The following is an 18935-nucleotide window of genomic DNA, read 5'->3' as shown; positions in this document are numbered from 1 at the left end:
GTTCTATTCAAAACTTATAGCAAAAGGTTCTGGTTTATTTAGTTTTTTGATCTCTTCTTTTGCCATTATTAGATTTTTTGAACCAAAAATTCTAAGTGTTTGATTTTCAAATTTAAAGCATAATTTTTTAGATGAACAATTTATATCTAGTGTTTTTGCTAATGCTAATATAAAGCTTAACCATCTTATATGTGATTGCTTTGGAAGCAGAGGCTTAAATTTTTCATATTCATATACATTTTTTTTGCCATTTGTACTTATTATTGCGGATATAAGTGCTTTTTCTTCGTGCTTAAAACCAAAATTTAAAGCATTTTGTATAATATATGCTGAACTGATATGATCATTATAAAACCCTATGTCTTGACCAGCATTGTATAATTTGGAAGCTATATTTAGTTCGTATAAGTATTTTTCATTTAGGTTGTGAAGAGGTGATAACTCTTTGAAGATCTCTTTTGAGTAAAATGCTATATTTTTATTGTTTGTTAAGATAAATCTATCTTGTAGACTTTTTAAACTTGGATTTAAATTGCTTGGAAATTTTAAAGATGGTCTTAAAAAATTAGATAAAAATATACCCTCTCTTATGCCAACACCGCTTGTATATACATTTTTTATATTTAAATGTTTGATTATATTTAAAAAAATTAAAGCACCTTCTCTTATTGTGTCAAACCTATCTTTTTTGATATTAAATTGTTCTAACTCTTCTTTTTTTGATGTTGAGATATTGCTTATAAATTTATGGTATTTTTCAATCTCGTAACAAAACCCATGTATGCTTGGCAATGGATAGTTTATCTTTTTCATTATAGCTGATGATAACGCTCTTAAAGAACCGCCTATTACAACAATATTTTCTGATTTAAACTCACTAGGTATTTTCTCAGTAATTTCTTTGATAAAAATATCAAGTTCTTCTTTGTTATCTGTGTTTTTAAAAAGCTCTTTGAGTCTTACAGTTCCTATATCTAGTGATATGGTTTTTACAATTTTTAAATCCTTTATTAAAGCAAGTTCGCTAGAACCGCCTCCTATATCCAATGTAACACAATGATTTGGAATGCATAATAAATTTATAGCTGCTAATGCACCAAATTTAGCCTCATCATCTCCATTTATAATTTTTAGGTTTATTTTTAGCTTATTTTTTATCAAATTTATAAATGTTTTTGAATTTGGAGCATCTCTTAATGCTGATGTTCCAACAGCCAAAATTTTATTACATTTATAACTAGTTGCTATATTTTTAAACTCACTAAAGGCTTCAAAAGCTGTATCCATTGATTCTTGTGAGATATTTCCATTATTTCCATATCCACCTTCCCCCAAACGAACTTTCATCTTATATTCACCAAGAGTAAAAAATGCCCATCTTGAAGTTCTTTCAAAAATAACCATTCTAGTTGAATTTGAGCCAAGATCTATTACAGCTGTTCTTTTTGCCATTATTTGCCTTTTTTGTTTTTTACAATTGGCAAAGTGAAAGTTGCTATCGCTCCATTTTGCTCTTGTCTATTTTTTATAGTTATTGTTCCGCCCAGAGCTTGTGCTGCACCTTTTGCTAAAAATAAGCCAAGCCCAACACCACTTTTGTTGCCAAATCTTTTAAATGGCGCAAATAGATCTTTATTTTCATCTATCCCTATTCCCTCATCTGTGACTTCTATGATAAATTTTTTGTCTATTATCTGTGTTTTGAGTGTTATTTTGGAGTTTTCAGGCGAGAATTTAATGGCGTTTTGAACAAAATTTTGAACTATATGTATTAATAAATTTTGCTGTATTTTTAGATTTAAAATTTTTGGATTTAGATCTAAAATCAGCTCTTTTTGTTCTTGATGAACCAATATTGCTAGATTATTTCCTATTTTATTTAAAAATCCTATAACGTCTACCATTACCGGTTCTTCAAATTGTGCACCTTCTTGACGACCTATTTCAAGGATTGAACTTATCATTGAGTTCATTGAATTTATTATTTCGTTGTTTGATTTTAAGGTTTCTATATATTTTTCATTTTCTCTAGGTTTTAGTAGAGTAACTTCATTTTTTGTTTTTATTACGGCTATTGGAGTTTTTAGTTCATGTGCTAGACCTATAAATAGCTCTTTTTGATATTCTACAAAAGTTTGTATTCTGTTGATAAGGCTATTTATGCCGTTTCCAAGTGGCTCGAATTCAACCGGCAATGAGTTTGTATTTATCTCTTTTAGGAATCTTTCGTTTAGTTGACCTAGTTTTGATGCAAGGGTTTTTATTGGGACTAATAGCATTCTTGATAAAAATAGAGCATAAAAAATAACAAGGCATATAGAGGTAGCATTGACAATTATTATATCTATTAAAATCTGCTTTATTATATTACTTTGTGTTGTGGTTTCCTTTGTAAGTTTCATATATGAATTATCATTATAATTGTATACAAGTTGCATAAATGTTTGCAATTCATCTTCATAGTGTGAAAAATAAGGTTTTTTTATCTTGTCTTTGTGTTCTAAAATTTCAACATTTGTTACTGTTTTATTTGGAAGTTGTATTTTAAATTTATACTCATTTTTTGGATTAAATTCCAAAGGTTTTTCTATTATTAACTTTGCTTCATAAGTTAGCTCTGCTACTACAGTTTCTAGTATAGTAACTCTTATATAGTAGTATAACATAATAGAAACTATAGCGATCAGCACCATAGATGCTGATGCTAATTGTAAAATAAATCTAGTTCTTAAGCTTTTTTCGGAAAACAAAATCTATATCCGCGTCTTCTAACGGTTTCAATTGTTGAAATATTTAAAGGTTTGTCCATTTTTTGACGAATTTGATTTATAGCTACCTCTATTACGTTTGGTGTAACAAGCTCAGGCTCTTCCCATATAGCATCTAGTAGTTGCTCTTTGCTTACTATCTGATCTGAATGGCGAGCCAAATGAGTTAAAACTTCAAAAGGCTTACCTTTTAACTCTATGTCTTTACCAAGATATGTTATTTTTTCTTCATCAGGATTGATTATTAAATCATCTATTTTGATGATATTTGTTCCGCCAAATCTAAGTCTAGCCTCTAGTCTAGCAACCAAAACATCAAAATCAAAAGGTTTTCTTATGTAATCATCAGCGCCGGTTTTAAGAGCTTTTATCTCACTTTCTTTATCATCTTTTGCTGATAAAACAACTACTGAAGTCCTTGGTGATTTTTGCTTTATAACATGTATTAAATCAATACCATCTCCGTCAGGAAGCATCCAATCAGTCAAAACTAAATCATAGTTTCTTATACCAATATAATACTCTGCATCTTTGAAGTTTTCAGAGCTATCTGTTTGGTATCCAAACTCTCCAAGACCTTCTACAATAGTTCTATTAAGTGTTATTTCATCTTCTACTACCAATATTCTCATTATTAATTCCTTATATATTATAATTTTGGAGGAAATTGTATCATAAATTAAGCAAATTTTCAAGATAGTTTAAAAAAAAATTAATAAACAACCTCTATCTTTGCTCCAACTATTGCATTTTTTATGATTTCTAGTTTGAAAATTTCTATTTTAATTGATATTAAATTTTGAAAATTTTCTTTTAATTTTTCTGAAATTATTTTAAGAGAGTCCTCAAGTTTTTCAAATTTATAGTCATCATAAGTATATCTTATGAAATTGATAACCTCTACATAATCAATAAAATCATTTGATTGATACTCGGCATTTATTTTTATTTTTTGTGGTGTTACTCTTTCAAAATCACACATTCCTATTATAGTTTTAAACTCAAAATCTTTTATATAAGTTGTTAGCGTTTGTTTCATATTACTTTGGCTTCTTCTTTTAAAATTATTCTTTTTATGTTTGGAATATGCTTATAAATTATTATGTAAGCAATAATTAATATTGGTGCATGTGTATTTATCGGCTCGATAGCCGGATGAATTATAAAACTAGAAGCGATAAAAGCTGTTAGTGCTAGTATTGAAGCAAGTGAGCTTATTTTTAGAACCTTCCCTACTATAAACCAAACAAATAATGCTATCAAAAGTTCAAATGGGAGGAAAAATGACAATACTCCAGCACCGGTAGCAACGCCTTTTCCTCCTTCAAATTTTAAAAATGGAGAAAAACAATGTCCAATAACAGCAAGAACAGCCATAGCCCAAAGAGTATTATCATTTATTCCATATAATTTTGCTACAAAGATTGGCAATAGCCCTTTAAGAGCATCAAAGCATATCGTTAAAATGGCTAATTTTTTTGCTAATTTCGGGTTTGTTGTTTTAATAACTCTTAGGACATTTGTTGCGCCTATACTACAACTTCCTTGCTTTGTTATGTCAGTATTTGCAAAAATTTTGCAAAACAAAAGCCCAAAAGGTATAGCACCAAGCAAATAAGCAACTATGTATAATATGATGTTTTCCATTCTTTATCCTAAGTATAATTTTATCTTGTGATGATAGTTTATTTTTGCTGATATTAAGATAAAAATTGTGATTAATAATACCCGAGACATAGTGTGTCTGTAAGTTTTATCTTTTTTTCAAAAGGCGTTGGAGAGAAAAATTTGCATTTTTCTATATATAGGTTAAGATTATAATCGAGACTTAAATCATCATAAAATTTCTTTAAATTTACAAATTTGATTCCAGAAATTTCTTTTATTTCAACCAAATCATAAAATTTTGATTTATTTGATTTTACTAGATGTGAATTTGATATCCCTGTAAAAGAGCAAAATGTATTGCTTAAAACAAGTCCATTTAGCTCTGTGCATTGTTTTAATGCTTGGTTAAATTTACTTGGTATGGTTTTTTTATTTATAAATACAGTTCTCGAGTTTTGAAATTTTGCAGATATTGTATTTTTCCAAAAAAGATATGCATTGGATGATATATTTGCATTTTTTGATAGCTCAGTTCCTAAAACATAGTCATCTAAAAAATTATTTGGGGCTAATATAATTTTCATTGAAATTTACACCAAGATATGATTTGTAAAAAGCACAGCGATAAGCCGAGTTCTGTCGTGAGTGGTCATTTATCTAAATTTGCATTTACATACAAATTTTAGCGAATGGTTTAATTATAAGACTAAAACCGCCCATTCTTGCTACGAGTTGGGTTTATCTAGCCACTCTAGTTTCCAAGAGTGCTGGTGGGCTCTTACCCCACCGTTTCACCTTTACCTTATAAAATAAGGTAGTTTGCTTTCTGTTACACTTTCCCTTAGGTCACCCTAGCCATCCGTTAGATGGAACTCTGTCTTATTGTAGCTCGGACTTTCCTCTTTTTCAAGCGACCACTTACTGTGCTTTTTATAATTGTAACTAAAAAAACTTAAAAAAATACTTTTCAACCCTCTATATAGTTTTTGAGTTTTCTTCCAACTTTAGGATGTTTTAGTTTTTTTATAGCTGAGCTTTCTATCTGACGAACTCTCTCTCTTGTTACATTTAAAGCTTTTCCTATCTCTTCAAGCGTTCTATCACTTTCATCATCTAAAAGTCCAAATCTCATACAAATAACAGCTTTTTCTCTATCGTTAAGTTGAGATAAAACATCATCTATTTGTTCTCTAAGGTCATTTTTAAGGATATGTTCCATTGGGCTTAATGAGTTTTTATCCTCAACAAAATCCCCGAATTTACCATCATCTTCATTTGCAATAGGTGCTTCAAGACTGATAGGCTCTTTTGTTATTTTTATAACTTGTTTCACTTTATCTACACTAAGCCCTACCTCTTTTGCGATAACGCTTACATCAGGTTCTTTGCCTTCTTCTTGTAGGTATTTTCTGTTGATTTTATTTATACGATTTATAGTTTCTATCATATGGATAGGTATTCTTATTGTTCTTGCTTGATCGGCTATTGCTCTACTTATAGCCTGTCTTATCCACCAAGTTGCATATGTTGAAAATTTATAGCCTTTTCTATATTCAAACTTATCAACAGCTTTCATAAGGCCTATATTTCCCTCTTGAATCAAATCCAAAAATGGCAATCCACGATTTGTATATCTTTTTGCAATACTTACAACAAGTCTTAGGTTTGATTTAGCCATTCTTGTTTTTGCCTCATCAGATATCTTTTTACCACGCTTTATTTGCTCTAAGACTGATTTTAATTTTGCTGGTTCTAGGTTAAACCCTTGTTTACTGGCCTCTTTTGTTTGGAAAAGTTTTTTGATCTCAACATAGGTAGAAACCATAGTAGCTTCAGGAACTCTTGCTATTATGTCATCTTTGCTGAGTTTTAAGATATCTTTTAAAATTCCTTTGTGATTTTTCTTAAGCTCATCGCTAAACATAGGAAGACGATATTCTAAACGCTTAAGCTCTCTATCAAATTCATCATCGCTTTTTAGCGCAGTTTCCATTGATTTTACTATTTCGCTTATAAGTTTGCTTGTTGGACCTAGATCCATAAGTTTATCTTTTAAAATTTTCTTTTTAAAAGCTATATTTATATTTGCAAATATATCATCTTTGTCTATTTCACCTTGTTTATTTGCAGTTTTTAACCACTCTTTTTTTGCTTTTTCTAATGCCTTAAAACTTTCTATTACTTTTAATGCTCTTTTGTCGTTTTTTGCAACTTTTTTAGATGCTGGGGTTTCACTATTGTTATCATCTAAATCACTTGAATCATCATCGTTGTCATCATCGTTGTCATCATCACTATCACTATCTTCTTCAAAGCTTTTAAATAGCTCTTTTACACGACGCTCTCTATTTATAAGTGGCTCTTTATAATCAAGTATAAAATCAATCAAAAACGGGACAGAACAAAAAGCATCTATGATAATATCTTCCCCAAGTTCTATCTTTTTGCTTATTTCTACCTCTTCATCTTTGGTTAAAAGAGATATTTGACCCATCTCTCTAAGATACATTCTTACAGGGCTATCAGACCTTGACCATTCAAGATAGTCTGAGTCATTAGCTAGATCAAAATCATCATCTATATTTTCTTCTTGAGCTTCTTCAGCCTCTTTTTTTCTCTTTTTAGCATCTGCTAAATTTTTCATTTTAGCAACTTCAGCTGCTGTTAAAAGTTGAGTTTTGTTTTTGTTCATTAAAGCTTCTATTTTCTTAACTATAGTAGCTGTTGGTGCTTTGTCAAATAATTTTACAAGTTTTTCATAAGTTATAAAACCTTTTGCGTTTTCGGCAAAAAGCTCTTCTATTTGTGAAAATGCCTCTTTTGCAGAACTCATTAAATTCCTTTCTAGTATTTCACTGGTTAAATATCATTAATTTATATGATAAAAAGTTATGGATTATACCGAAATTTTATTAAAAGTATATAAATTTAAATATGGAACGTTATTTGCTTTAGCTGATTTTTAAATATTATTTTGGATTTAGGACAAACATGCAAAATGGTTATTATCAGGCAACCGGAGCGATGGTTGCACAATTTAATAGATTAAATGTAATATCAAATAATCTAGCAAATGTAAATACAATAGGTTTTAAAAGAGATGATGTTGTTATAGGTGATTTTGAAAGAATTTTTAAACAAACTCAAGATGAATTACCACTAAAAAATCATACAAGGGATGCCGCAAAGTATCTAAATCGAACTATTGATAGAGTTCCTCAGGTAAGTGAGCAATATACTGATTTTAGCTCAGGTGGATTAAAACATAGCCTAAATACATTTGATTTTGCTTTAAAAAGAGAGGATTTGTTTTTTTTAGTTCAAACTCCAAATGGTGCTAAATTGACAAAAAATGGAGCCTTTACACTAGATAGTGAGGGTTTTATAGTAAATAAAGATGGTTTTCGTGTTTTACCTAGTAATTATCAAGAACAAAATGAAAGAGGTATTCAAACACCTCAGGGGACACGAATAACATCTGACAAAAATGGAAATTTATACTCAAACAGTAAGGCTTTTGCTAAGTTTTTTATCGCACAACCAAAAGAGATTAGAAACTTAGAAAAAATTGGGGCTAATTTGTTTGAACTGAAAAATTTAGATGAGTTAAGAGATGTAGATGATGCCGGTAGTCTCTTGCAAGGATATACTCAGATGTCAAATGTAAATCCAGTCACGGAGATGGTCGGGCTTATAGAAACTCAAAGAATGGTTGATATGTATCAAAAGGTTATGAATACCCATATGAACGATCTAAATCAAGATGCTGTTACAAAACTTGGTGCAGTAAAAGCTTAAATAACAAAAGGATAAAACTATGATGAGATCTCTTTATACTGCAGCTACAGGAATGATAGCTCAGCAAACTCAAATAGATGTTACTTCTCATAACATCGCAAATGTTAATACTTACGGATATAAGAAAAACAGAGCCGAATTTGCTGATTTGATGTATCAAACTATGGAATATGCTGGAACAGCTACAAGCCAGACAACAACAAGTCCTACTGGCATAGAAGTTGGTCTTGGTGTTAGACCTACTGCTATAAATAAAATTTTCTCTCAGGGTTATTTTAAAGAGACAGGTAATAATCTTGACATGGTTATTGCTGGTGATGGATTTTTTCAAGTTCAGCTACCTGATGGAACTACTGCTTATACTAGAAATGGCGCTTTTAAACTTGATGCTAATGGAACTGTTGTAAACTCAGATGGATATCAACTAATACCACAAATCACAATACCAGCTAATGCTACTCAAATTTCAATAGGCACCGATGGAACGATATCTGTTTTACAAGCTGGAGAACAAGAAACAAATCAGATAGGGCAAATAGAACTCGCAAATTTTATAAATCCAGCCGGACTTCACTCTATGGGTGATAACAACTATTTGCAAACTAGTGCTAGTGGAAATGTTGTAGTTGGAACAGCTGGGTTAGATGGACTTGGTACGATAAGACAAGGCTTTGTTGAGATGAGTAACGTTCAGCTTGTTGAGGAGATGACTGACCTTATAACAGGACAGCGTGCTTATGAGGCAAACTCGAAGGCAATTACAACAAGTGACTCTATGCTTGAAATCGTAAATGGACTTAAAAGGTAGATAAAATGATATATTTTTTTGTTATTATTAGTTTTATAGTTGTCCTTTGGATAGTTGATATATTTTATTTTTATGAAAATAATTCAGATAATAAAGTTGATACTAGAGATATAAGAAATGAAAATCTTAAAAGGCTAAAAGATAGTTATGGGTTTAAATGATTTAATTTTTTATTGAAAAATCAAATACTAAATAAGCATTTGGTATTTGATCTAATAGTGTTAAATTATCCATTTTTTAGATATTTTTGTATGTTTTTATTTACTTTATCCTTATAATTTTCATTTTTTATACTTAATATTATATCTGCGATTATTTTGTAATTTAAACTTTCTGTTGTTTCTTTTGCAAAATCACCATCCAATTTTTACAATCAACTATTTTACTAATGCCATAATACACTGAATTATCAGAATAAAGTTCTATAGTAAATTTAAAACGATGTTCTTTTTTCTCAAATTATTTTTTATAGATAGTTAATAATTGTTGATATATACATTTATTTGTTAATTCTTATATCTTTATTTTGTATGTATTTTCAAATTCTTCTTTTTCTGAAGTTATTTTACGACTGCATTTTTAAAATCATTCTAACTTTATCTTTTATTATTAACTTGAATACTCGTATTTATGATTTTTAAACTCGCGATAAGCATTTGATAATATATTTAAAACTACAAAAAAAGGATTTAAATTTACTAAAGAGTGAGATGCTTGAGTTACCAAATATTGAAGTTATGGATGAGTTTTGTGTAAGCAAATCTAAATTTAGTGAATTACTAAAAGCATCAAATATTTATGTTTTTAACTCTTTGTTTAAAACACCATACCAATCCTTTTTCTTCATAAAAGTTAAATAAATTATCTTTAGTGAATATACATATTTATAAAAGACAAATAAATAGATAAATAAATTTATCAACAAAAAAGAACATGAATCAATTCACTATAAATTTTTTATAATGCCTATTAAAGATTCTACATTATCAAATAACACTTTTATAAAGCATTCAACTGTACTTATCTATAAATATAGCAGTATTATATGAGTAAAGTATTGATAAACTTACTAAGATTTTTAACAAAAAACGAAACAAGAGTAATCGCTAATTTACCTTTCAGCAAATAAGTACTTCGTATACTCACAGCTAATTAATCTTTTTTATATTGTTTAAATAAAAGAACTTATTATAAATACTGTAAGAGTATCACACAATTACAGTTGCTTTTATATTATTTGCTTGTGACTTTATAATATGATTTGTTTGATGAGTTGATTAGTGATTGTAAAATTTCTATTTTGTTTATATGTCCATCAAGGAAGAGTTTGTTTATTTAAGTAGTTTTGTTTTTTGTATCTTTGTAAATTTGATTTATCTGCTCACTCTTTTATTTTGTTAGCACATTTTTATAATTATTATATTCTAATAAATTTATTCCTAATTATTTTTATATGGATCATAATCATAACCTTTTAGATTAAATTCTGTGCTAATTGAGCTGTTAAAATTCCTCATAAACTATATCCTCAATTTATAAAAAACCTACCATCTAGCTATTAAACAACAAGAATTTAAATGATTAAAATAAAAAAGAATAAAAAACAATTATCCACAATCAATAAAATATACCACTTGTATATTAATCACAACCAAGTAAAACACAATAACATAAAAGAATAAAAAATATTTTAAATTTATTAAATAAAAAAACATAAAAAAGAATAAGAAATAAAGATATATAATAAATAATATTAATTGGATTTATAAAAAGAAAGAATAAACAAAGCTCGCAGCGACTTACTTTCCCAACATCTCAGTAAGAGAGAGTATCATCAGCCAGGACGAGCTTAGCTTCTTGGTTCGAGATGGAGCAAGGCGTTTCCTCGTCTGTATAGCCACGAGCAGTGTTAAATAAAAGATTAGTGATTATTTGTGTAATCTCTTATTTAACACTGTTTGTGTTAAATTATATCGTTAAGAGTAAAGCTTGTTTTATTAAACAATCTTTTCTTGTATAAGGTTTTACCCTTAACAAGGAAGTGATGCTTAAAAAGATAAGCAAACGAGCTATTAGTACTGGTCAGCTAAATGACTTTCATCAATTACACACCCAGCCTATCAAACTAGTAGTCTACTAGAGCTCTTAAAAGAAGATTCATCTTGGAGTTGGCTTCGAGCTTAGATGCTTTCAGCTCTTATCACATCCGAACGTAGCTACCGAGCGATGCCCTTGGCAGGACAACTCGTACACCAGTGGTTCGTTCAACCCGGTCCTCTCGTACTAGGGTCAACTCTCCTCAATCTTCTTACGCCCACGGCAGATAGGGACCGAACTGTCTCACGACGTTCTGAACCCAGCTCGCGTACCGCTTTAAATGGCGAACAGCCATACCCTTGGGACCTGCTCCAGCCCCAGGATGCGATGAGCCGACATCGAGGTGCCAAACCTCCCCGTCGATGTGAGCTCTTGGGGGAGATCAGCCTGTTATCCCCGGGGTACCTTTTATCCTTTGAGCGATGGCCCTTCCACACAGAACCACCGGATCACTAAGACCGACTTTCGTCCCTGCTTGACATGTACGTCTTGCAGTTAAGCTGGCTTATACCTTTATACTCTACGAACGATTTCCAACCGTTCTGAGCCAACCTTTGTAAGCCTCCGTTACATTTTGGGAGGCGACCGCCCCAGTCAAACTACCCACCAGACATTGTCCTGCATGAGGATAACTCATGCCAGTTAGCTATCAGAATAAAGAAGAGTGGTATCTCAACAATGGCTCATATACAACTGGCGTCATATACTCAAAGCCTCCCACCTATCCTGCACATCTTTATCCCAATAGCAGTGTCAAGCTGTAGTAAAGGTCCACGGGGTCTTTCCGTCTTGCCGCGGGTAGGAGGAATTTTCACCTCCACTACAATTTCACTGGATCCCTCTTCGAGACAGCTCCCATCTCGTTACGCCATTCATGCAGGTCGGTATTTAACCGACAAGGAATTTCGCTACCTTAGGACCGTTATAGTTACGGCCGCCGTTTACTCGGGCTTCGATCAAATGCTTCGCAGAGCTAACATCATCAATTAACCTTCGAGCACCGGGCAGGCGTCACACCCTATACATCCTCTTACGAGTTAGCAGAGTGCTGTGTTTTTGGTAAACAGTCGGGAGGGACTCTTTGTTGTAACCTTCAATGCTTACGGAGTAAATCCTTAACAAAGTTAGGCACACCTTATACCGAAGATACGGTGCTATTTTGCAGAGTTCCTTGAAGAGAGTTCTTCCACGCGCCTTAGAATACTCATCCCACCCACCTGTGTCGGTTTACGGTACGGGCAACATTATCTAAACTTAGAAACTTTTCTTGGCTCGACAGTATCAAGGATTCAGACTCGATTCCGAAGAATGTTGTCTGCCTGTGGGGTCTCGGCTTAAAAAGATCCGGATTTTCCTAGATCTTAACCTACACCTTTCGACCAGCACTTCCATCCGCTGGCTCCTTTAACTCTAAGCGTCCTTCCATCGCACAATAATGTTGGCATTGGAATATTAACCAATTTTCCATCGCATACCCCTTTCGGACTTTGCTTAGGACCCGGCTAACCCTACGATGACGAGCATCGCGTAGGAAACCTTGGGTTTACGGCGTTGGGGATTCTCACCCCAATTATCGCTACTCATGCCTGCATGCTCACTTCTATCCGCTCCAGCGCTCCTTACCGGTACACCTTCAACGCTGAATAGAACGCTCTCCTACCACTTAGTAAAACTAAGTCTAAAGCTTCGGTACTCATTTTAGCCCCGTTATATTTTCCGCGCAAAATCACTAGACCAGTGAGCTATTACGCTTTCTTTAAAGGATGGCTGCTTCTAAGCCAACCTCCTGGTTGTTACAGTAACTTCACATCGTTTTCCACTTAAATGAGATTTAGGGACCTTAGCTGTTAGTCTGGGTTGTTCCCCTCTCGACGACGGATTTTATCACTCGCCGCCTGACTGCTGTGATTACACACTAGGTATTCGGAGTTTGATAGGGTTTGGTACATTGGTGTATGCCCTAGCCCATTCAGTGCTCTACCCCCTAGTGTTACGACACAACGCTATACCTAAATATATTTCGGAGAGAACCAGCTATCACGATGTTTGATTGGCCTTTCACCCCTATCCACAAGTCATCCCATAGCTTTTCAACGCTAGCGGGTTCGGTCCTCCACTGGCTCTTACACCAGTTTCAACCTGCTCATGGATAGATCACATCGTTTCGGGTCTGCAACATCTGACTAATCGCCCTATTAAGACTCGCTTTCGCTACGGCTCCGGGTTTCCTTAACCTCGCCAGACATCACAACTCGCAGGCTCATTATGCAAAAGGCAGTCCATCACCCTGATAAATCATAGGGCTCTGAATGATTGTAAGTAAATGGTTTCAGGTTCTATTTCACTCTGATCACCTCAGTTCTTTTCACCTTTCCCTCACGGTACTTGTTCGCTATCGGTCTAGTAGTAGTATTTAGGGTTGGATAGTGGTCTACCCAGCTTCAGACAGAATATCACGTGTTCCGCCCTACTCAGGATACTGCTAAGTAAAACATTGCTTTCATATACGGGAGTATCACCCTCTACGCTTAACCTTTCCAGGTTATTCTATTAGCTTTGTTTAGTCTATGTTGCAGTCCTACAACCCCACTAGTAAACTAGTGGTTTGCCCTCTTACGCGTTCGCTCGCCGCTACTAGCGTAATCTCTTTTGATTTCTCTTCCTGTTGGTACTAAGATGTTTCAATTCCCAACGTTTGCTCCATTATATGGTAACTGACATCGCTATCAGTTGGGTTGCCCCATTCGGAAATACCCGGATCAAAGCCCCTTGACGGCTCCCCGAGTCTTATCGCAGCCTGGCACGTCCTTCATCGCCTCTACTAGCCAAGGCATCCACCATTTACTCTTAGTAGCTTACCTTTTTTTACCTATTAATACATAATAAGTTGTTAGTATATTTTTTGTTATATTCTAATTCGCATCACTTCCTTGTTAAAGGTAACTGTTATACATAAATATATGTAGTTACTAAATCTAAACACATAATCCCCAAGACGGAAAGCATTAACAGATAATATAGATAAGTTTTAACTCTATAATATCTTGTGATGTTAAACTTCTGTATTTATATACAAGAGATTAGATATTTAAATCTTTAACAAGTCCTGTAAAATTGTTTTTATTAAAACTTGCTTGTGACTCTTAACAATTGTAATTAAAAGAACAACGATTTGTTTAAAAATAAAATATTGACTTATATTCTCAAGGAGATAAACTCCGTTTCTCAAATCGTGAGCTGGAATTATATAAGAGCAATGCTTAATATGAGCTTAATATTGTAAAAAAAATAAAAATATTTTAGTTTGTTGGAATTTGGAGAGAGCTAATAGTAATTTCCATGTATAATAGTGGTTTAAAATGTATAATGATAGAATAAATTTTAAGTAGTATAAAATTTCAAGGACGCGTAGTGATAGAAATTAACAATATCTTAGAAGAGTTAGAAAATAATTTTCAAAAACGAGAACTACAAAATATAAAAACTAATGGCTTAAATATAATAAAAAATAAAAACAAACTATTAAATTTAGCGAGCAATGATTACCTTGGCATAGCATCTACACAGATGTTTGATGATGAATTTATAAAAAGCACGTTAGGCGCGCCTTTAAAATTTAGCGCATCTAGCTCTAGAAGTCTTAGTGGCAATCATAACGAATTTGAAAAATTAGAACAATATTTACAAAACTCATACCAAAACAATAAAAAAGCCTTATTATTTAACAGTGGGTACCATCTAAACGTAGGAGTAATAGCAGCACTTAGTGGGATAAAAAATATACTTTTTTTAATAGACAGACAAGCACACGCTAGTATGTATGATGGTTTAAAACAAGGCGGTGCTAACTTTAAAAGATATAGGCATAACGATTTAAATCACTTAGAAGAGTTGATACAAAAAAACCAAAATGAGTTTAAATATATTATAGTTTTAACAGAAGCTCTTTTTAGCATGGACGGAGATTTTGCAGATATAGTAAGTCTAGTAAATCTAAAACAAAAATATGAAAATATCTTACTATATATAGATGAAGCCCATAGCGTTGGAGCTTGTGGCGAGAATGGGCTTGGGCTAGTAAAAGCTAGTGGATTTGCTAAAGAAGTTGATTTTGTGGTATTTACATTTGGAAAAGCGGTAGCAAGCATAGGTGCAACCTTGCTTTGTGAACAAAATTTTAAAGACTTTTTTATAAACAAAGCAAGAAGTCTTATATACTCAACAGCATTACCACAGATAAATGTCGCTTATACTCATTTTATATTCAAAAAAATAGAAGGTATGAACGCTCAAAGAAAAGAGTTAATAAAACTAGGTTATGATTTTAAATCGATTTTAACTGGCAACAAAATAAATGCAATAGGCGATGCACACATAATAAGCATAATCACAAAAAGTAGCCAAATAGCAACAAAACTTGCAAAAAAGCTAGAACAAAACGGATACTATGCTCCAGCAATAAGGCCACCTACTGTCGCTCCAAATAGTTCTCGTATCAGAATTTCATTAAACTCATTAATAAAATTGCAAGACTTAAACAAACTTATAGAGGTGGTTTGTTATGAAATTTAAATATTTAGTACAAAATAATTCAGAAAATTTATTATTATTCTTTACAGGATTTGCAAGTGAACCAAACCATTTTTCACATTTAAAAATGAGTGATGAGTTTGATATTGTCATCATATATGAATATGAAAATCTAAATTTTCCAAAAGATTTGCTATCAAAATACGCAAAAATACAAATAATTGGTTTTAGTATGGGGGTTGGAGTAGCATCAAGGATTGATTTTGATTTATTGCTAAACAATAAACAAAAAATAATTTTCAACCTAGCAGTAGGTGGCACACCACATGGGATTGATAGAGTTTACGGGATACATAGTGCGATTTTTAAGCGAAGTATAGAAAGTTTTGAACCAAAAGAATTTATAAAAAATATGAGTGCTAAAGACTTGGAGATAAATTTACAAAGGGATTATAAAAAAGAGTTAAAATATTTATTTGATTTATGTCAAAATGAACCTATAAATACAAATTGGCAAAAGGCATTAGCAGGAGTTAATGATAAAATATTTCCACTTACAGCAATGCAAAAATTTTTCAAAGAAAAACTAAGCACCATAAAATCTGGACATTTTGTATTTAATAATTTTAAGAGTTGGGATGAGTTTTGGATAAAGTAGCAAATAATTTTTTAAAGGCAAAAGATACTTATGAAAAAGAAGCTAAAATTCAAAAGATTATGCGAGAAAGGCTACTTAAAGAATTATTAGCACAAAAAAAATCACATTATAGTAGAATCTGGGAATTTGGCTCAGGACAAGACGAGCTTGGTAAAATAATTCGCAAACATATAGGATATGATAAATATTTAAGTAGCGATATAAATGATTATGGTGTATATTATAAAGATAAAAATGTAAATTTCAAAACTATAGATATGAATAAAATATCAGATTTTAGTGATATTAGTAAATTTGATTTAATAATTTCAAACGCTTGCTTGCAATGGTTGGATGCTAGAAAAATACTTCCTTTGCTTAGCGATCATCTAAAAGAAAATGGGATTTTAGCAATAAGCACATTTGGTAAAGAAAATTTAAAACAAGTATATGATCTTACAGGTTTTGGTCTTAGTTATCTTGATGTAGATGAACTGCAAAGCTTATGCAAAAGCTATAAAGATGTAAAAATAAAAAGCGAACTACATGAGCTTAAATTTAATAGCCCAATAGAACTTTTTAGGCACCTAAAAAATAGTGGTGTAAATAGTTTAGGGAATATATATCTTAGTAAAAGCATATTAGCAAAATGCGAGAATGAATTTAAAAACACCCTGACATACGAGTCTGTTTATATCATTGCAAAAAAAATAACTTGCAAAATATAATAATTTTTATTTTATAGTATAAATAATTTATTAATATTTTATCTATATAATTGGCAAAAAATATTAAGGAATAAAAATGCAAATAACAGATGAAAAATTTTTTAATAAGCGCAGGGAGTTTTTAAAACTTGGCGCCATGGCGAGTCTAACCGCCATAAATGCAAAAGCTAATGAATTAGGTCTTGTACAACAAGATGAAAAAGAGATATTTCAAAATATTATTAGCTTGGAAGCAAACAATGATACTGGAAGAAAAATAACTTCTTATGAAAATGCAAGCAGCTATGTAAATTTTTATGAGTTTAGCACAAACAAAACAGCAGCTGCCAATCAAGCAAAAGATTTAAACACAGATGAATGGATGGTAAGTGTAGATGGAGAGTGTGAAAGACCTATGAATTTAAACATCAATGATTTGCTTAAATTTAAACTACAAAAAAGAGTTTATCGATTTAGATGCGTTGAGGCTTGGGGCATGGTAGTACCTTGGGTTGGATTTGAACTAAGAGAGCTTATAAAATTAGCACAACCAACAAGCGATGCAAAATTTATAAAATTTACAACTCTTTTTGATCCAAATAAATTTCCAGATCAAAAATCAAGATTTTCAAATATACCATATCCTTATGTAGAAGGTCTTAGAATAGATGAAGCTATGCACCCGCTTACATTAATAGCACTTGGAATGTATGACAAGCCACTTGGCGGAGCAAATGGAGCACCATTAAGACTTGTTGTGCCTTGGAAATATGGTTTTAAGAGCATAAAATCCATAGCAAAAATAGAGTTTGTAAAAGAGGAACCAAAAACAACTTGGGAACAACTAGCACCTAACGAATACGGCTTTTATGCAAATGTAAATCCGAACGTAGATCATCCAAGATGGTCTCAAGCAAATGAGCGAGTGCTTGGAAGCTTTAAGCGAGAGAAGACTCTAATGTTTAATGGCTACGATGAAGTGGCAAGTTTATATGATGGTATGGATTTGGAGAAGTTTTTTTAATGAAACTAAAATTTATAACAATATTTATATCATCTCTTATTGCAAACGCAATAGTTTTAACTATTGCTATAAATATGGCTTTAAGCACTGCTGATCCATTAGATAAGCTTTATTCATATACTGGTTACATAGCTTTAGGAATAATATTTTTTTGTATAGTACTTAGTAAGTTTAATCTTCATAAATACGCAAGAGCTTTAGGGCTTAGTTCTATTATTTTTATTATAGCTCATTTATATTCTTATATAGTACTAGATAAAGAGTTAATGTTTTTAGAAATTATAAGAGAGCTTGGAAGAAATAAATTTATTTGGCTAGGTTTAATCTCGGCATTAGTTTTAATTATTACAGGCATATTTAGTATAAATAAATTTCAAAAATATCGTAAAACTAGAAGAATATTAGTTTATCTTGCCATACTTTTTGGAAGTATGCATGTTTTTAGCTCAGCAAAATCACCAGGATTTGTAGAATATTTTTTAGTAACTTGCTCTCTTGGATTAATAGTATTAAACTATAAAAAAATAAATTTTATATATCCAAGATGTTTATTTAAAGAATAATTTAAAAATAAACTTTTATAGATACTATTACAATTATTTTGTGGTTATTTTATTCAAAAATCAAAATAAATAAAATAACTTTACATTTAAATCTTCAAAGAGGTATTTAAATGCCTCTTTATTACTATAAAACATTTATTTTATTTCGTATTTTACTTATATCTTTAATTATTTTTAGGGTATTTCAAAGAAAGACAATCAAAAATGTAATTTTTATCTATCTAGATTTAAAAAATTTAATTCAAACATGTTTTATTAACTATTAGCATTATATTTATTTAACCCAAATTCCAAAATATTTAAAAGATAAATACCAAAAAATACATAAGCTTGTTTTTTATCTTAAACAAACTATTGTCAAAATTATATGACATACAAAAGTATAGACATAAAAT

17 protein-coding genes, 2 rRNA genes and 1 other RNA gene are annotated in these 18935 nt (G+C 31.5%); 9 read left to right on the top strand and 11 right to left on the bottom strand.

Annotation, left to right across the window (positions count from 1 at the left end; translation table 11 throughout):
• Positions 1-3 precede the first annotated feature (3 nt).
• The 8 genes from CPIN18021_RS03125 to rpoD form a co-directional block, all read right to left on the bottom strand.
• Positions 4-1452 carry a Ppx/GppA phosphatase family protein gene (locus CPIN18021_RS03125; protein WP_078424379.1) on the bottom strand — a complete coding sequence of 483 codons (1449 nt, stop codon included), beginning with the start codon at positions 1450-1452 and terminating at the stop codon, positions 4-6.
• Positions 1452-2693: a sensor histidine kinase gene (locus CPIN18021_RS03120; protein ID WP_226995951.1), complete on the bottom strand. Its 1242-nt coding sequence runs from the start codon at positions 2691-2693 to the stop codon at positions 1452-1454. The genes CPIN18021_RS03125 and CPIN18021_RS03120 overlap by 1 nt, the downstream gene beginning before the upstream one ends.
• Before the next feature lie 35 nt (positions 2694-2728).
• Positions 2729-3400: a homeostatic response regulator transcription factor HsrA gene (gene hsrA, locus CPIN18021_RS03115; protein WP_069637195.1), complete on the bottom strand. Its 672-nt coding sequence runs from the start codon at positions 3398-3400 to the stop codon at positions 2729-2731.
• 80 nt (positions 3401-3480) lie between these two features.
• On the bottom strand, positions 3481-3807 hold the full coding sequence (locus CPIN18021_RS03110) for a dihydroneopterin aldolase (RefSeq protein ID WP_078423103.1): 327 nt from the start codon (positions 3805-3807) through the stop codon (positions 3481-3483).
• Positions 3804-4415, bottom strand: coding sequence for a glycerol-3-phosphate 1-O-acyltransferase PlsY (gene plsY / locus CPIN18021_RS03105; protein WP_078423102.1), 612 nt, complete (start codon positions 4413-4415; stop codon positions 3804-3806). The genes CPIN18021_RS03110 and plsY overlap by 4 nt, the downstream gene beginning before the upstream one ends.
• 71 nt (positions 4416-4486) lie before the next feature.
• Complete coding sequence (gene cheQ, locus CPIN18021_RS03100) at positions 4487-4960, bottom strand: cheVAW transcriptional regulator CheQ (protein ID WP_078424378.1); 474 nt, start codon at positions 4958-4960, stop codon at positions 4487-4489.
• A 25-nt stretch (positions 4961-4985) separates the two neighbouring features.
• An RNA gene (gene rnpB / locus CPIN18021_RS03095) (RNase P RNA component class A) lies at positions 4986-5306 on the bottom strand.
• A gap of 37 nt (positions 5307-5343) precedes the next feature.
• Positions 5344-7209: an RNA polymerase sigma factor RpoD gene (gene rpoD, locus CPIN18021_RS03090; RefSeq protein ID WP_078423101.1), complete on the bottom strand. Its 1866-nt coding sequence runs from the start codon at positions 7207-7209 to the stop codon at positions 5344-5346.
• 158 nt (positions 7210-7367) lie between these two features.
• Between rpoD and CPIN18021_RS03085 the strand changes: the two genes are divergently transcribed.
• Genes CPIN18021_RS03085 through CPIN18021_RS08875 form a run of 3 tightly spaced genes read left to right on the top strand, consistent with a single transcriptional unit; the run spans position 7368 to position 9143 of the window.
• Positions 7368-8174: a flagellar hook-basal body protein gene (locus tag CPIN18021_RS03085; RefSeq protein ID WP_078424377.1), complete on the top strand. Its 807-nt coding sequence runs from the start codon at positions 7368-7370 to the stop codon at positions 8172-8174.
• A 19-nt stretch (positions 8175-8193) separates the two neighbouring features.
• A complete protein-coding gene (gene flgG, locus CPIN18021_RS03080; RefSeq protein ID WP_078423099.1) occupies positions 8194-8982 on the top strand; it encodes a flagellar basal-body rod protein FlgG in 789 nt (262 codons plus the stop codon).
• 5 nt (positions 8983-8987) lie between these two features.
• On the top strand, positions 8988-9143 hold the full coding sequence (locus CPIN18021_RS08875; protein WP_157886664.1) for a hypothetical protein: 156 nt from the start codon (positions 8988-8990) through the stop codon (positions 9141-9143).
• A gap of 65 nt (positions 9144-9208) precedes the next feature.
• On the opposite strand, the gene CPIN18021_RS08870 is transcribed toward CPIN18021_RS08875, so the two are convergent.
• Positions 9209-9346, bottom strand: coding sequence for a hypothetical protein (locus CPIN18021_RS08870; RefSeq protein ID WP_157886663.1), 138 nt, complete (start codon positions 9344-9346; stop codon positions 9209-9211).
• A gap of 346 nt (positions 9347-9692) precedes the next feature.
• Between CPIN18021_RS08870 and CPIN18021_RS08865 the strand changes: the two genes are divergently transcribed.
• Positions 9693-9842: a hypothetical protein gene (locus CPIN18021_RS08865; protein WP_157886659.1), complete on the top strand. Its 150-nt coding sequence runs from the start codon at positions 9693-9695 to the stop codon at positions 9840-9842.
• Positions 9843-10768: 926 nt separating this feature from the next.
• Here CPIN18021_RS08865 and rrf read toward each other — a convergent pair.
• Positions 10769-10887: ribosomal RNA gene (gene rrf / locus CPIN18021_RS03075) — 5S ribosomal RNA — on the bottom strand.
• A gap of 147 nt (positions 10888-11034) precedes the next feature.
• Positions 11035-13940: ribosomal RNA gene (locus CPIN18021_RS03070) — 23S ribosomal RNA — on the bottom strand.
• Between the two features lie 553 nt (positions 13941-14493).
• Here CPIN18021_RS03070 and CPIN18021_RS03065 point away from each other — a divergent pair.
• The 5 genes from CPIN18021_RS03065 (at position 14494) to CPIN18021_RS03045 (ending at position 18540) form a co-directional block, all read left to right on the top strand.
• Positions 14494-15651, top strand: coding sequence for an aminotransferase class I/II-fold pyridoxal phosphate-dependent enzyme (locus tag CPIN18021_RS03065; RefSeq protein WP_078424871.1), 1158 nt, complete (start codon positions 14494-14496; stop codon positions 15649-15651).
• The gene (locus CPIN18021_RS03060; RefSeq protein ID WP_078423098.1) at positions 15641-16267 is read left to right on the top strand and encodes a pimeloyl-ACP methyl esterase BioG family protein; all 627 of its coding nucleotides are present in this window, start codon (positions 15641-15643) and stop codon (positions 16265-16267) included. The genes CPIN18021_RS03065 and CPIN18021_RS03060 overlap by 11 nt, the downstream gene beginning before the upstream one ends.
• Positions 16255-16974 carry a methyltransferase domain-containing protein gene (locus CPIN18021_RS03055; protein WP_089503407.1) on the top strand — a complete coding sequence of 240 codons (720 nt, stop codon included), beginning with the start codon at positions 16255-16257 and terminating at the stop codon, positions 16972-16974. The genes CPIN18021_RS03060 and CPIN18021_RS03055 overlap by 13 nt, the downstream gene beginning before the upstream one ends.
• Before the next feature lie 76 nt (positions 16975-17050).
• Positions 17051-17977 (top strand): protein-methionine-sulfoxide reductase catalytic subunit MsrP, encoded by a 927-nt coding sequence (msrP, locus tag CPIN18021_RS03050; RefSeq protein ID WP_078424376.1) that lies wholly within the window; start codon positions 17051-17053, stop codon positions 17975-17977.
• Positions 17977-18540 carry a cytochrome b family protein gene (locus CPIN18021_RS03045; protein ID WP_078423096.1) on the top strand — a complete coding sequence of 188 codons (564 nt, stop codon included), beginning with the start codon at positions 17977-17979 and terminating at the stop codon, positions 18538-18540. The genes msrP and CPIN18021_RS03045 overlap by 1 nt, the downstream gene beginning before the upstream one ends.
• Positions 18541-18935: the final 395 nt, after the last annotated feature.

Origin of the sequence: Campylobacter pinnipediorum subsp. caledonicus, assembly GCF_002022005.1 — a bacterium.
GTDB classification, from domain to species: domain Bacteria; phylum Campylobacterota; class Campylobacteria; order Campylobacterales; family Campylobacteraceae; genus Campylobacter_A; species Campylobacter_A caledonicus.
This window is presented reverse-complemented; position numbering and strand designations above follow the sequence as displayed.

Coding starts and splice junctions, on each gene's coding strand:
- CPIN18021_RS03125 (WP_078424379.1), bottom strand. CDS start 1,452: ATGGCAAAAAGAACAGCTGTAATAGATCTTGGCTCAAATTCAACTAGA.
- CPIN18021_RS03120 (WP_226995951.1), bottom strand. CDS start 2,693: ATGGTGCTGATCGCTATAGTTTCTATTATGTTATACTACTATATAAGA.
- hsrA (WP_069637195.1), bottom strand. CDS start 3,400: ATGAGAATATTGGTAGTAGAAGATGAAATAACACTTAATAGAACTATT.
- CPIN18021_RS03110 (WP_078423103.1), bottom strand. CDS start 3,807: ATGAAACAAACGCTAACAACTTATATAAAAGATTTTGAGTTTAAAACT.
- plsY (WP_078423102.1), bottom strand. CDS start 4,415: ATGGAAAACATCATATTATACATAGTTGCTTATTTGCTTGGTGCTATA.
- cheQ (WP_078424378.1), bottom strand. CDS start 4,960: ATGAAAATTATATTAGCCCCAAATAATTTTTTAGATGACTATGTTTTA.
- rpoD (WP_078423101.1), bottom strand. CDS start 7,209: ATGAGTTCTGCAAAAGAGGCATTTTCACAAATAGAAGAGCTTTTTGCC.
- CPIN18021_RS03085 (WP_078424377.1), top strand. CDS start 7,368: ATGCAAAATGGTTATTATCAGGCAACCGGAGCGATGGTTGCACAATTT.
- flgG (WP_078423099.1), top strand. CDS start 8,194: ATGATGAGATCTCTTTATACTGCAGCTACAGGAATGATAGCTCAGCAA.
- CPIN18021_RS08875 (WP_157886664.1), top strand. CDS start 8,988: ATGATATATTTTTTTGTTATTATTAGTTTTATAGTTGTCCTTTGGATA.
- CPIN18021_RS08865 (WP_157886659.1), top strand. CDS start 9,693: ATGCTTGAGTTACCAAATATTGAAGTTATGGATGAGTTTTGTGTAAGC.
- CPIN18021_RS03060 (WP_078423098.1), top strand. CDS start 15,641: ATGAAATTTAAATATTTAGTACAAAATAATTCAGAAAATTTATTATTA.
- msrP (WP_078424376.1), top strand. CDS start 17,051: ATGCAAATAACAGATGAAAAATTTTTTAATAAGCGCAGGGAGTTTTTA.
- CPIN18021_RS03045 (WP_078423096.1), top strand. CDS start 17,977: ATGAAACTAAAATTTATAACAATATTTATATCATCTCTTATTGCAAAC.